The 14,623-nt window shown below is 42.0% G+C and carries 11 protein-coding genes and 1 pseudogene; 5 read left to right on the forward strand and 7 right to left on the reverse strand.

Annotation, left to right across the window (positions count from 1 at the left end; genetic code table 11):
- Positions 1–8: 8 nt before the first annotated feature.
- The 4 genes from GCWU000325_RS01170 to GCWU000325_RS01185 all read left to right on the forward strand — a co-directional run bounded on the left by GCWU000325_RS01170 (position 9) and on the right by GCWU000325_RS01185 (position 5,100).
- Entirely contained in the window at positions 9–1,859 is a 1,851-nt protein-coding gene (locus tag GCWU000325_RS01170) for a penicillin-binding transpeptidase domain-containing protein (RefSeq protein ID WP_040598735.1), read from the forward strand.
- Positions 1,849–3,312 (forward strand): rod shape-determining protein RodA, encoded by a 1,464-nt coding sequence (gene rodA / locus GCWU000325_RS01175; protein WP_006254098.1) that lies wholly within the window; start codon positions 1,849–1,851, stop codon positions 3,310–3,312. The genes GCWU000325_RS01170 and rodA overlap by 11 nt, the downstream gene beginning before the upstream one ends.
- A 20-nt stretch (positions 3,313–3,332) precedes the next feature.
- Positions 3,333–3,800: a hypothetical protein gene (locus tag GCWU000325_RS01180; protein ID WP_006254099.1), complete on the forward strand. Its 468-nt coding sequence runs from the start codon at positions 3,333–3,335 to the stop codon at positions 3,798–3,800.
- 70 nt (positions 3,801–3,870) lie between these two features.
- Positions 3,871–5,100, forward strand: coding sequence for an S-adenosylmethionine:tRNA ribosyltransferase-isomerase (locus GCWU000325_RS01185; RefSeq protein ID WP_006254100.1), 1,230 nt, complete (start codon positions 3,871–3,873; stop codon positions 5,098–5,100).
- Between the two features lie 285 nt (positions 5,101–5,385).
- Here the strand turns inward: GCWU000325_RS01185 and GCWU000325_RS01190 are convergent, their stop codons facing one another.
- From GCWU000325_RS01190 to GCWU000325_RS01220, 7 genes are all read right to left on the reverse strand, one after another.
- Positions 5,386–5,670 (reverse strand): hypothetical protein, encoded by a 285-nt coding sequence (locus GCWU000325_RS01190; RefSeq protein WP_006254101.1) that lies wholly within the window; start codon positions 5,668–5,670, stop codon positions 5,386–5,388.
- Positions 5,671–5,737: 67 nt separating this feature from the next.
- Entirely contained in the window at positions 5,738–6,643 is a 906-nt protein-coding gene (locus tag GCWU000325_RS01195) for a tetratricopeptide repeat protein (RefSeq protein ID WP_006254102.1), read from the reverse strand.
- 10 nt (positions 6,644–6,653) lie between these two features.
- Positions 6,654–7,619: a DMT family transporter gene (locus GCWU000325_RS01200; protein ID WP_006254103.1), complete on the reverse strand. Its 966-nt coding sequence runs from the start codon at positions 7,617–7,619 to the stop codon at positions 6,654–6,656.
- 697 nt (positions 7,620–8,316) lie between these two features.
- Positions 8,317–8,838 (reverse strand): toxin-antitoxin system protein, encoded by a 522-nt coding sequence (locus GCWU000325_RS01205; protein ID WP_244832861.1) that lies wholly within the window; start codon positions 8,836–8,838, stop codon positions 8,317–8,319.
- 7 nt (positions 8,839–8,845) lie between these two features.
- The gene (locus GCWU000325_RS01210) at positions 8,846–12,052 is read right to left on the reverse strand and encodes a P-loop NTPase fold protein (protein ID WP_006254106.1); all 3,207 of its coding nucleotides are present in this window, start codon (positions 12,050–12,052) and stop codon (positions 8,846–8,848) included.
- Between the two features lie 58 nt (positions 12,053–12,110).
- Positions 12,111–13,004 (reverse strand): protein adenylyltransferase Fic, encoded by an 894-nt coding sequence (gene fic / locus GCWU000325_RS01215; protein ID WP_006254107.1) that lies wholly within the window; start codon positions 13,002–13,004, stop codon positions 12,111–12,113.
- Positions 12,997–13,203 carry a helix-turn-helix domain-containing protein gene (locus GCWU000325_RS01220; RefSeq protein WP_004362600.1) on the reverse strand — a complete coding sequence of 69 codons (207 nt, stop codon included), beginning with the start codon at positions 13,201–13,203 and terminating at the stop codon, positions 12,997–12,999. The genes fic and GCWU000325_RS01220 overlap by 8 nt, the downstream gene beginning before the upstream one ends.
- A gap of 257 nt (positions 13,204–13,460) precedes the next feature.
- On the opposite strand from GCWU000325_RS01220, the pseudogene GCWU000325_RS01225 reads away from it, so the two are divergent.
- Positions 13,461–14,078, forward strand: a pseudogene (locus tag GCWU000325_RS01225) (transposase family protein); the annotation flags it as partial.
- Positions 14,079–14,623: the final 545 nt, after the last annotated feature.

Genomic DNA, 14,623 nt, shown 5'->3' on the forward strand with positions numbered 1-14,623 from the left:
CATTTGTTTTGAAAGTCTACAAAAATTATAGTAACCGGAAGTTTGTGATTGGCGGCGTAGCCGTTGGCATCATTCTTATATATCTGATTCGCTTGCTCACACTGCAATTGTTTAGCGACGACTATAAGAAGAATGCCGACTCCAATGCTTTTCGCAAAGATGTCTTGTTTCCATCGCGTGGCTTGATATTTGCCCGCAATGGCGAGTTGCTTGTTTACAATGAGCCATCCTATAATATTATGGTGACGATGAATGAGCAGCACGGCATAGATACGCTAGACTTTTGTCGCACCATAGGAATCACGCCGGAGTTTTACAAACAACGTTGCGAGGAAATAAAAGATCCGCAAAAGAATCCCGGTTATTCCCGATATACGCCACAGGTCTTTATGACGCAAATTCCGGCTCGCGAGTTCTCCCTCTTTCGTGAAAAGCTTTTCCGTTTCAACGGCTTTTCCATAGAGAAGCGCAGCATACGTCGTTATGCAGATTCTTTTGCCGCTCATATTTTGGGTGATGTCGGTGAGGTGAATCAGAAAGAAATAGACGCCGACCCTTATTATGCAAGTGGCGATTACATCGGCAAGTTGGGTGTAGAGCGCTCTTATGAAAAAATCTTGCGTGGTGAGAAAGGCTTGCGCATTATGTTGCGTGATGTTCACGGGCGAACCAAAGGCCATTACCTAAATGGCAAATATGATAAACATCCCGTGGCCGGAAAGAATCTTACGCTGAGTATTGATATAAAAACGCAGCAATTAGCCGAACGTTTATTAGAAGGCAAATTAGGTGCGATCGTAGCTATCGAGCCCTCTACCGGCCAAATCATCTGTATGGCCTCTTCGCCGACTTACAACCCACAGATTATGGTTGGACGCGACCGTGGCCGTAACCATAGGATACTGGATAAAGATCCGATGAAGCCGATGCTTAACCGCGCCATTATGGGTATGTATCCTCCCGGTTCGACCTTCAAGATTACGCAAGCCCTCATAGGTTTACAAGAGGGTAGCATTACTCCGCAAGTAGCCTTCCCCTGCCACCATGGTTTCAATTATAAAGGCCTCCATGTTGGTTGCCACGGACACGCATCCCCAATAAATCTTGTGCCGGCCATTGGTACTTCCTGCAACTCCTATTTCTGTTGGAATCTCTACCGCCTTTTATCCATGAAGCGCAAGTATGGTTCCGTGCAACGCGCACTTACCTGCTGGAAAGATCATTTGGTGAAGATGGGATATGGTTATAAATTGGGTGTCGATTTACCCGGCGAGAAGCGAGGTATGATTCCCAACGCACAGTATTATGATAAGGCCTATCATGGCGCTTGGAATGGCCTCACAGTGATCTCCATTGCGATAGGGCAGGGTGAAGTTACCGCTACACCTTTGCAGATTTGCAATTTGGCTGCCACTGTTGCCAACCGCGGCTATTTCTATACGCCCCACGTCGTCAAGAGTGTGCAAGACGGCCGCTTGGATCCGAAGTACTACCGTCGTAATTTCACCGGTGTTGATCGCCACTGGTACGACTACAGCGTAGCCGGTATGCGGCGTGCCGTATTATCCGGTACTTGCCGAGGTGCAAACATTCCCGGCATTGAGGTTTGCGGAAAAACCGGTACTGCGCAGAATCGCGGTCAGGACCACTCGGCCTTTATGGGATTTGCTCCCATGAACAATCCCAAAATAGCTGTGGCCGTCTATGTCGAGAATGGCGGTTTTGGCGACGCTTATGGCGTTCCCTTGGGCGCACTGATTATGGAGCAGTTTATAAATGGTCGTTTGTCAGCCTCATCGGCAGCGAAGGCCAACGTTTTCCAACATCGTAGAATCAATTACGGAGGTTATGAACGATAGACGTATAGGCAACCCGGCCTTGCGGGCAGATAAGGTAGTAATACTCCTGTACCTCCTCCTCTTAGTTGGCGGTTGGTTTAGTATATGCGGTGCGAGCCACGAAATAGGTGACACCGACTTCTTCAGTTGGAGCACGCGCTCCGGCAAGCAATTGGTTTGGATAGCTTGCTCAATAGGTTTGGGAACATTCCTTTTGATGTTAGACGACAAGTATTTCGACTCCCTTTCCGGCCTTTTATACATTGCCTTTATGGTCCTATTGTTGATCACGCCTTTTATCGCAAAAGACATAAAAGGGTCGCGATCGTGGATTAGCTTAGGTTCCGTCAGTTTGCAGCCCGCAGAGTTTGCGAAGTGTGCCACGGCTTTGGCCCTGGCCAAACTCATGAATCAGTATGGTTTTACCATTGATAACATGCGTAATTTTGCGAAAGCCATACTCCTAATTTTGCTGCCCATGGTTTTGATTGTGATGCAGCAAGAGACGGGGTCAGCCTTAGTTTACTTCGCTTTTTTCTTGGTGCTATACCGTGAAGGAATGCCGGGTTGTATTCTGTTTACAGCCGTAGCTGCTGTCGTCTTCTTCGTAGTCGGTATACGTTTTTCGGAGATCACATTGCCCCAAACGACGGCGATGATTGGTCAATCCGTTGTGCTTTTCCTCATCTGGTTAAGCACCGTTGGCTTAGTGGCTACTTATTGTCGTCGCCCATCACTGACGTGGCGTCTTTTCGGGGGCGGATTGTTGATTCAGTTGATCGCTTACGGCGTATCAGCCTTCGTCTATCCCTTTGATATTTCTTGGGTGCAACTCATCTGCATCATCTTTATGGCAGGCTATATTGCTTGGATTGGTTTAGGAAGCAGAGTTCACAGCTATGCGTTCATAGCGATCTTCACTTTAGGCGCAACGGCCTTCCTCTATTCCTCAGATTATATGCTCAACAACGTCTTGGAGCCCCATCAGCAGACGCGTGTAAAAGTCTTGTTAGGGTTAGAAGAAGACCTTAATGGTGCCGGCTACAACGTACATCAAAGTAAGATAGCGATTGGCTCCGGCGGTCTCGAAGGCAAAGGTTTTATGAACGGCACCCAGACCAAACTAAAATATGTGCCGGAGCAAGATACCGACTTCATTTTCTGCACGGTTGGCGAAGAGCAAGGCTTTGTTGGCTCAGCCGGCGTCCTCTTCCTGTTTCTTATCTTAATTTTGCGATTAGTTTATTTAAGCGAACGCCAGCAGACGACCTTTGGGCGCGTCTATGGTTATAGCGTAGTGAGCATTCTACTCTTTCATGTATTTATCAATGTCGGGATGGTTATCGGCCTCACCCCCGTTATCGGGATCCCCCTGCCGTTTTTCAGTTATGGAGGCTCAAGCCTTTGGGGCTTTACGATCCTTCTTTTTATCTTTTTGCGTATAGATGCGGGCGATCGTGTCCGTCTTAGGTGAAAAAATAACCGTATTTAATAATGAGTAATTATAACAAGCCGAAGAATAAATATACATTCCTGCTGATCTGTTTCGGATTGCTTTGCATCGGAGCTATCATTTGGCTCAAACTGGTCGGCGATAAGCGCACATCTTCCGGCCGCGATATACCCGTAGCGCCGCAAGATTCTTCCAACGCTGTTGTTGTGCCGGATACATCAATCGATGCGGGCACCTTGTCCTCATCGCCCGATTCTTTCGATGTAGCTCCGCCCGACAGTATTGGAAAAGATCGCCGCCCGCCTTTTGAGGCCGGCGACGAAGACGGCTATTTGGCCGGTATGGACGACGGTGCTGCCCATACGCCTCAAGCTTCTTATGATGAATCCAACAGTTTTAAGACGATCGACGAGCGTGCAGCCTACGTGCGCGGTTATCGCGAAGGCTATGCCAAAGGTTTTGAAGACGGAAGTAAGGGCCGCCAGTTTAATATCTCTTCTAACAATTGACACCGCGCACACCTGCTGTTCGTAGAGTAGCAGTTCTGTGTGCTAACGTCCTTAAATTCTTTCCGAAAATATGGAAGATACGAAACACATACAAATAAAAGACTACAACTATACGCTACCTGAAGATCGCATCGCAAAATATCCGGTTGCTCCGCGCGATCATTCCAAACTCTTGCTCTATCGTGACGGCCGGGTAAGTGAGGATTCGTTCTACAATCTGCCCACTTACCTGAAGCCGGGGGCTTTGATGGTCTTCAATAACACAAAAGTAATCTTTGCGCGCCTTCATTTTCAAAAGGCAACGGGCGCACTCATTGAGATCTTCTGTTTAGAACCGCATACGCCGGCCGATTATCAGCAATCGTTTGCCGCAACGCGCCGCGTCACGTGGACGTGTTTGGTCGGCAATATGAAGAAATGGAAGGAGGGGCGCTTGGAGCGCACGGTTAAAGTAGGGGATAGGGAACTACTCCTTACGGCAGAGCACAAAGGCCCTGCGGGAACGGGTTTCGAAATAGCCTTCGACTGGGGCGATGATGCGGTTAGCTTCTCTGAAGTGTTGGATGCCATTGGCGAATTGCCTATTCCGCCATACTTAAATCGCCAAACGGAGCAGAGCGATCTCAACAATTACCAGACGGTCTATTCGAAAATTGAAGGTTCTGTGGCTGCACCGACGGCCGGACTCCATTTTACCGATGACGTTCTTCGGCGTTTGGATGAGGCCGGTATTGTACGCGAAGAGATTACATTGCATGTAGGAGCGGGAACTTTCAAACCTGTGAAGAGCGAGGAGATAGAAGGCCACACGATGCACGCAGAATGGATTGCCGTGAGTCGGCAAAACATTGAGCACCTCTTGGCCCACGACTGCTCGTGCATAGCTGTCGGTACGACCAGTGTGCGCACGCTGGAGAGTCTCTATTATATCGGTGTCTTGATTCATCGTAACCCTCACGTAGCGCCCGAAGACTTGCACGTACCGCAATGGTTACCTTACGAATATGAGACATCGACGGAAGAAAAGCTGACCCCGGAGGCTGCTTTGCGCGAAATCTTGGCTTATTTGGACCGCAATCGTATGAGCGTCTTGCATACTGCCACGCAAATCATCATAGCGCCGGGCTATACGTATAAGATCGTGAAGACGATGGTCACAAATTTTCACCAGCCGCAAAGCACGCTTTTGCTGCTGGTTTCAGCTTTTGTCGGCGGCAATTGGCGCACTATTTATGACTACGCACTTGCGCACGATTTTCGCTTTTTAAGTTATGGCGATAGTTCGCTACTCAATTATTAAACTCGCACTTTCGCAAGGCGTTTAGTTAATGCTACAACTTGCAGGGCCTGTCCCTGTCGTGTACGTTCACGAGCGTACACCTTTGCGCTCGTGATGATAAACGCGTACGCTCGTGAGAAAAAACTCTTCTCCTCACGAGCGTAAACGTTTTCAGCGGGTTTTTATCGCCTGTCTGGGCGTAGCAACGCGCTTCAAATGCAAAACTTACTAACATACTTTTCTATACAAAGCGGCGCGGAAGTGAGTTAAAACTCTTCCGCGCCGCTTCGTTATCGTTCCTCTTCGCTAAAGGATAAATAGAATATCAAGAAGCGTCAAAATATTACCGCACACGAGTATGGCAATGCCGCGTTTTTGGTAGCCTCTGCGATAGTCGTTGAGGCCTATAAAAAAGGCTACGATAGGCAAAATCCATAGTAGGTTGACCAAGAGATAGATAAGAAGTCCAATGAAAGCTCCCCAGCTGCTCGGCGCTTTGAATAGTCCGCCAAAGAGAAAGAATACGCTGAAAAATACCGGAATGGTATTCAGAAAAGCTAAGGCCAAAAGCCATTTAGGATAATTTTTCATCGGTTCAATGTCTTATATATTGCTGTCGAAATCTGTTCTTCGCATCGCCATTGTAGGGGTTAGACGCTTATGGCTCATCATGTTCGCCTGCGCGCAAGTCGGCCGCCGTTTTTTCATCTTCCTCGGCAGCTTCCGGAGCGTTGTTTTTGCGGAATAGCACTGCTCGGCGATCGTAGAGATTGGGGTTGGCGGGCTGCAAGTCGATGGCGTCGTCGCAATGCGTAATTGCCTTGGCCAAGTCTCCACGCTGTTCGGCCAGTCTACTTAACAAAGCGTGGGCTTCTACGTTGAACGGATTCAGTTCGCTTACTTTTTGGCACGCAGCTTCAGCTTCAGCGCTTCGTCCTGCCGCCGCAAGTGTCTCGGCTTGGAGCAGTGCATAATCCTCATGGTCCGGTGCGTCCTTTAATAAGCGCTCTGCATCAGCCAGAGCTTCGTCGTAGCGCGTCAAAGCTGAAAGCACTTGCACACGCAGTTGGATGGCTTGTGCATAATCAGCACGCTCGCTGATCGCATCGTCGAGAAAGTTGAGCGCTTCTTCGTGCTTGTCTAATGCGTATGCGGCCTTAGCCGACAAATAAAGGAGTCGCGGCTCTTTCGCCTCAATGTCCGCGAGCGTGGTGCAGATTTGCTGCATCGACTCGTAGTCTTCCGTCTCTCCATATGTATTGGCCAGCAATAGACCTATTTCTAAATTGCTGGTTTCTTCAGTGTGAAGTTCTTGCAAGAGGGGCAGCGCAGCGGCATAGTTTTGCTGCATCAACTGCACTTCAGCCAAAAAGCCTACGACGCGAAGTTCGCGCTTAATTTCCAGCGCCTCCGTGAAGCATTTTTCCGCAAAGTCGACCATCCCCATTTGTTTTGCGCGTAAACCATCGTCACAAAGAATGTTGAAACGGCGCTCTGCGTCCTTGGCGGCCTTTTCTTCTGTCGGTTCTTCGGACGCGCCGAATAGTTTTTTGAGGAAACTCATAGGTGTAATCTTATTTTCGTCCGCGTGTGAAGATGATCATAATCACGGCAGGAATAATTAGTGACAAACCAATAAGGATGCTCGTCGTCAATGGCTCGTTGAAGAAAATCAACCCTAAGGTAACGGCCGTCAGCGGCTCGAGTGCGCCTAAAACAGACGTCATTGTAGAACCAATATTCTTAACGGCAACAATCAAGCACAGGTTGGTTACAACTGTACTTACGAGGCCCATAATCGAAAGCGAAACCAGCTGTGTCTGGGTCGTAATCATCTCGAATTTGTTCTCTAAGAGAGCGTAGCCCATAAAGATCATGGCGCCGAACAGCATAATATAGAATGTCATCTTCAAAGCATCCATATCTCTAACTCGCGAGCGGTTGACGCGAATCAAATAGAGCGCATAGCAAAGGGCGGAAATCAACTCGATAATTACGCCGCGCCAATCGACGGTTCCGTCTGATTGCCACGAAAGTACGCCGACACCGACGACAGCCAGCGTCACGGCGATGATGGTCGAGAGTTTGCGCGCCTCGTTGTAAAACATCATCATCAAGATTGTGGTAAAAGCCGGATACATAAAGTGAAGCGTCGTAGCCACACCGGTCGACATATACTGATAACCACCAAAGAGGAAGAGTGCAGACCCATCGGAAAGGAACGCAAGGTAGAGTAGCGTAACGAGTTCGCCGCGCGTAATGCGAAAACTCTTCCGCTTAATGAGCATAACGAGCCCTATTATGAGGGCCGCACTCATAAATCGATAGAAGAGAATCGAGAGGTTAGGCATGAAATCTTCAGGCTTTGCTGCTGCATTTGACTCGCTCATCGGTAGAACGAGCGTCGGCAAAAGACCGTAACAAATTGCAGCAATTAAAGCGCAAATTGTACCTTGTAAAGCCGCGCTTGGTCCGCCGCCTAAAGTTTTGTGCTCATGTCCGGAAATCCGACGAAAGAAGTGGAAAATGGGGTTACTCATAAGTTTAACTCTACAAATATTTGCGCTGCTACCGATGTCATCTCTTGAAAGTACTTAGGCGGCACACAGCACTCAAGTTGTGTTTATTAAAAGCGCCAACGGCTTTCGCCGCCATTGCCGCTTGATGTGTGTTTCATTCGTCCTCCTGCCGTCATCGGTTGAAGGGACGTGCAAATGTAAGCATTTATTCTTTCTTACCTCTTTTCTAAGCGACAGAAAGCGGGATAAAATGAGATAGTGCCACAATTATTTACTCTGTCTGAATATCCTTGATCGCGTGAATGACCCACTTAAGGATTAGAACGTTCCTTTTAAGGAAAAGATCCGCACCTTTTGAGCAAAACGTCCGTACTTTTTACGAAAAAGGAGCGCACCTTTTGCTGAAAAGGTACGCTCCTTTCTTGTGAAGACTGTAGTTGCTGTATTTATATTTTGCTTATGAGGTGCGTGAAAGTGATAAGTCTTTATGAAGTGACATTCGCATCGATCCCACATTGACTGTTTATTATAAAAGTCCCCAATGGTAGAAATGCCATTGGGGACTATATCATCCTTAATTTACTTTTACTTCACTTCCTCAAATATATCTAACATTGATTATCAATGAATTACATTCTTATGGTACAAAAATGTTTCCTCAATTTGAGTAGTATTGATTAGAAACGATCTTGGATGTTATCACCATTACACCTTAGTCTTAATACAGTTTGTTAAATAACTCATGATAGGTTCTCGTTTGTTCTACACAATTATAAGCATTATTTAGCTCTCTATGAAAGCTTTCTCTAGATATTTCTAATCGTATATACTTAATAACTTTTGCTTTATTGCAAAGATACTCATAACAAGGACTGAAAGTATGTGTTCCTGCTTTCCAATATTCGTTTACAAATGAATCAATTCCATTTTTACCACAAAAGCGTAAAGCATCAAGTATATTATCAAGTTTATTCATATCACCTCGAAAAAGCGGCTTATCACGTTCTATTTCTACTTCATAAATATTGCCTCCATACTTAGAGAAGAAAATCAAAGCGTGATACAATGAATTAAAAAGGAATAAGTACTCTTTACGAGTTTTTTTTATGGTTCTCTTTTCATCAAGTTTCCTTTCTAATATCTCTTTGTCCTCATTATTTAGTGCCTGGGGATAATTTGTGTCTGGTAGAATTTCGTCCCCTACATTATATAATCTTTTATCGACTCTATATAGTTTCATATTGTTATTATTTTTCATTTTTTTGAATTGGAATTTCAATTTTCAAATTAGAGAAAAGGTGCTTTATCTCTTCATTCTCCTTATAAGACGGGTATACAGTTTTAAGCTTATCAATAAAATCCTGTGATTCATCGGAAGGTGCTTTCTTAACAATTTTACTTAATATTTTGTTGTATTTGAGTAATAAAGTTATAATGTTAGAATCGTCTAAAAGGGAAGAAATAAAAACCGTTCTTAACGATTCTTCCTTTTCTTCTAATTTACCATTCGACATTAATCCCTCACCTATTAATTTAAATAATTCAGGCGTCATTATAGCACTTCCTTTACAGTACAGATCACGTATGTTCTTAAAGAAACTGACGAAAGAACGTTTACTAAATATTGACATCAACTCTTTATAAGTTTCAATTGACAGGTTTAAAGATTGATTAATACAACTTTCTTCTACAACTTCCTTAAAGGCATCAAAACAATTTTGTGTATCACACTTTAATACACTCATTAACTGATAATCATAGGCATTTTCTTTAATTGTCTCTTTCCAACTATCCTTCTGAATAGTTCCTATGTATTTTTTTGCTGTTTGAATACAATGTGTGGTTAGATCGTTATTTACAGACAAGGCATCCTTAAAAAATGGTATAGGAATGTTCTTAACATTACTTTCAACTATTTCCTTTACAGCATATTTTCTCCATCCATCTAATTTTTTAAGCAAACTCTGTGGACTGAGTTTTTCCAAACTATTCAGTATGCTATCATATCTAAATAGGGTTTCTTTTATATTTAGTCGCTGCACGCCATAAGATTCTTCTGTTAACCTTATAACAACAGCTTTGTATAAAGCATAGTCCAACAACGGAGCATTCCTCAATAAATCTCCATAACAAATATAATTTTCTATTTGAGATGCAACTTTATCTACCCAAACTTCATCTGTTTTTGATAAAGCCTCTGTAAAAGGAGAATCGTATGAGGAATTATACGAAGAATCACTTGCTATCCGCATGCATAAAAGATCAATGTAAAATTCGTCATCATTAGTAGTAGCATTTGCAAGATTATATATGACATCCCAGCTAAGTATCTTTTCTACCGGCTTACCTAACTCCTTAAAGTGATTATATAAGATACTAAGAGATTGTGCAGAATTAGTATTTTGATCTATCAATGCTTTTAGATTATCTTTATATCTTGGTAGTTTATATTCATCTATAATATATTTTATACCTGAAATGTTACTAATTTCATTAACATCAATATTACCAAGGTATTCATCCAATTTATCATTGTCACATTTTATACGGTACTTATTGTAATCCTTGCATGAAATTCCAATATATTTAATAAAATCTTGATATTCTATAACCTTGTTTTTCAAGTACTTTATTGGGTTGATACCATCAATACCACTCAATTCTTTTATATCATTATAAAAGTTAATTGCATCAAAGCCTGAGCTATTATAAAAACATGTAATTATGTTTTTAAGATACGTTTCTTTATCTTTGCTATTAGGTATTTTAGTAAGCAAAACTTTTTGGTAATCTTGTAAGGAGTCTTCTTCTCTCTCTTTAAGGCTTTTCCAAACGCAAGTCCAAATACCTTTCTCAAAAGAGTTATTTTTGTTCAAACATTCATTTAATACCATAGTGGTATTTGCTGTATTTGTTATAGATGCAATCGCATTTTCTAATAGATTAGGAAATAGTGCTAAGTTCTGAATATCTTTTACACGCTCAACATTTCCTTCATTGAGCGCACGTTTCAGTTGATCTACATATATCAAATCCAAAGCTTTTTCTACTGGTAATTGATAGTATAGTGCAGAAATATACTTAGGTAAATCTGTATCATTACCATAGAGAAATGACAAAGCACCTAAATAGTGGGGAGATAAAATCTCTTTATTTGGATTTTTAGAAATCTCATTTTTCTTTAAGATGAAAATTGCAATATATTTATCAGGAATATTCTCTTCTATGAAGAGTTGTTTAATAGAAACAAACTCATTAATAAAAGCTATTATTTTACGTGGTGTATGTGCACTTGTCAATAGGTCATACACCTGGGGCACGGACTCATCTGGTTCTGAAGCTTCACCAAAAGCACTTTTCCAAATAGTTCTAAAATACTCTTTCCAATTACGCATAGTAGGAGGAGAGACTCTATAAACAACATTAAATGTTTTATTTATAAAATCGTCTCCATAAGAGATTTCATTAAGATTGTCTGAGATGACTGTGTTTTGATCGGAACATGATTTTGCTTGATATTCTATGTTTTCTGCCTTAAATGCTGTTTTGACATGTTCTCGGTCAAAAGGTATAATAATATGAATATTAGAATATGTTTCTTCTGCAAAAAATGTATGAATTGCCGCCCAAAGTTCCTGCACTTTTTTCTTTGGGAGTCTATCCATATTATCAAAGACAATTATTAAATTCTGCTTTAACTTAGACAAATCCTTATTTATATCGTTAATCCAAGTTTTGAAATCTCTTGAAGAAGGTTCTTCTTCATATATTGTTTCATACTTTAGAACTTCATCCAATGTTTCTTCTCCTTTATAATCAAGATATGAAAAGAACAACTCATGCAATACATTCTTAAACGATGTATCTTGCCCATACTTTATCATATTAGAGATTTGTAATCTATATGTAATAAAGAGAACAATAGCGAAAAGTAAAGAATAAACTACATATATCGTTGTAGAACTATTCAGAAGTCTTAGCAGTATAAAGAATAGTGGACTAAAAATTGATAAAACTGAAGCAACCTTTGAAACTGCACTCAGTTCTTTAACGGTTTTAGCACCAGCACTTCGCTTCCGTGATAATAATTTATATAGGCGCCCCTCCCATTTCTTCTTATCTAAGCCAGGAAACTCTTTAACTATAAATGATGTAAGATTTTCTAAGATACTTCGTCTTTGAAAATCAGTTTGAAATCCCCAAGCATCATATTCAAAAATATGGTATTTACCTTTAGTATTTGTATCTTCTTCCAGTTGCTTTTTTACCAATTTGATTAAATTTGATTTGCCTGATCCCCAACCACCATCTATACCAATCACTCTGCAAGTATCATTGGACAATATAAGCTTCTTTATGTTTTTTGCAATAGTTTTGTGTGATTTTCCTTCAAACAAGTCCTCTCCACATGGAGCATTTTGCAAGAAGTGAGGATAATTCCGATTAGTTGCCATATTTTATAAGTAATTATAATTTGAATGTTTTTAATAAGTAACTGCAGATGTATAATTTCTATTCCTGTTCATAATAATATGAATGGTCGATACCTTTCATGAACATTTCTCGGTCTCCTATCTTGGTTGTGAGTGCTGGCTGTACCAAAGCCTTGATGTGCGTGCTATCAGAAACACTCTCACGCATGGCAGACAGAAAATCGTTCTTATCTATCTGACTCCAATCCACACACCGTTTGAGAGAACGCTTCAGCATGAGGTCAAGCCAAATACGAGTACTGCGACCATTGCCATCCATAAAGGGATGGGCTACGTTCATCTCCACGTATTTGTCCATTATCTCATCAAAGGTTGTTTCGGGCATTCGTTCAATTGCTTGCAGCGTATCGGGAAAGTGCATACAATTAGCAAACGTAAAACCTCCTTTGGATATATTCTTGGTACGGATTTGTCCTGCAAAGTCATACAGTCCTCCAAAGAGATAAGCGTGTATCTGTTGCAGACACTTGATACTGCCAGGTTCTGCCGTTTGCAAGATGCCACTTTCAAAGAGTTGATAAGCTTTTTTCTTACTCTGCCCATCAATGGTGTTGTCGCTGTAGGTAAACCAATCAAGAAAGTCATTAGCACGATTGTTGGGGTAGTTCTTTGCCAACAATACAACATCCTCACTATTAAGAATATCTGCCACGCGTAACTTCCCATCAGGAGCTTCAAACTTGAACTCGTGAGTGGCACTCACGAGTTCGACATCTTTTTGCTTCAACTTCCTTTTAAGCCATCGCCAATAGTTACTGGCTTTAGTATAGTCCGGTTCATTGTTAATAGCACGAACAATATCTGTTGCTGAGAACCACCAACAGTTTTGTTCCTCATCCCATACCGCCCTCACTTCACAGTCGTTGAAAAAACGAATAGATTTTTTATGCTCTACCATAATAAAGTTACTCATCTGGGGTGTTAATCAATTCCTTTGGATTCACCTGCAAGATCTCTGCTATCTGAAATAGCAATTCTAGGCTTGGCTGTCGACGATTGCAAACGTATGAGTTCACTATCGTAAAACTCTTACCGAGTTTCTCTGCAAGCCATGTTTGCTTAATCCCTTTCTCGATAAGCACCTCTTTAATTCTATTAGTTGGACTTTCCATAAATATCATCTGATTGTTTGCAAATATAGTAAATTTTCTTGTATGAAATACTTAATAAGAGGGGAATTTTTCCCTCTTACCTTAATTCCGCAGCATAAACTCTTGTGAGAACTCCAAGTGCCTGAGAAACAAAGTTCTCAAAACACTTGGATATGTTAGAATTTTCACCTATCTTGGTGCTGCAAACATAACAAGTAAGCAAAAATCTGACATGACAAAGGTAGCAATTAAAAACGAGAATATCACTTCTTTTAGTGGAAATTATCCAAACCGTAGAGCAGCGCTGCAACACGTTCTATATACGTGCAACCAACTGCGACAGCCGATGTGAGGACTTCCGCCGGCTGAAAGAATGGAAGAGTGTTGAGGTTGGTTATGAGAGATGCGATGTCACCTCCGTCAGCATAGACAACTTAATAGAAGGAAAGTCATACAGGCTTGTCGTACAGCGTACTCCCTTGAAAGACAAGGATGGCAGAGAGCAGACGGATATGTTCGGAGTAATATACACATACCGCTGTATACTTACCAACAACTGGACATCTACCGAGAAAGACATCATTACATTTTATAATGAGCGTGGAGCAATCGAAAAGAACTTCGACATACAGAACAATGACTTCGGATGGTCACATCTGCCCTTTTCCTTTATGGCTGAGAACATGGTTTTCATGATGGTTACCGCCATGCTGAAGAACTTCTATCTCGTCCGTCATATCAGCGATAAGGTCAAGCCATTTAAAAAGACAAGCAGGCTGAAAGCCTTTATCCTACATTTTGTCAGCGTGCCAGCAAAATGGGTGCGCACTGGAAGACAGAACGTTCTGAACCTATATACAAATAAAACCTACTACGCTGAAGTCTTCATAGAATAAATAGTATTTCTTTGTGGTTATTATACTTCCCCATTGGTTTGGGTGGGGGTATTTATGCTTAGAAAAGACCCAAGAAACACCGAAGCACCTCATATCAACATATAGAGTTCCAAAAAGACATCTCAACATATAAAATTTTCTCACAAGAAAAAATACTACGGAATTAAGGTATTATATCAATTTAAAATTTCAAATCGTCTTCAATATCTATGACGAAAAAGAAGTAGGCTTCTTCACTTATGACTCTGATACCAGAAAAACTAAATATGCAGTAAGGGCAGATGGTAATCCGATTTTCTTCTATTCCTTTGGATAACAGTATACGCTATTATTGCTGTCCGATAAACGTCAAAAAGAGTAGGAAAGACCGCCTCAATCGCTGAAACAATGCGGTTGAGGTTCTCTTTTTGGCATTCCAAGCCCCCTAATCAAAAAGCGAAGGCATTTGAGGGCTTTCGGCCGCTTCTTTCAGGCATGCTTCCCAATCTTTTTCGGGATGATTAAAGAGGCTGTAGAAATCCACATAGTACATCAGTGTTATCCTG

Origin of the sequence: Alloprevotella tannerae ATCC 51259 (assembly GCF_000159995.1) — a bacterium.
GTDB classification, from domain to species: Bacteria; Bacteroidota; Bacteroidia; order Bacteroidales; family Bacteroidaceae; genus Alloprevotella; species Alloprevotella tannerae.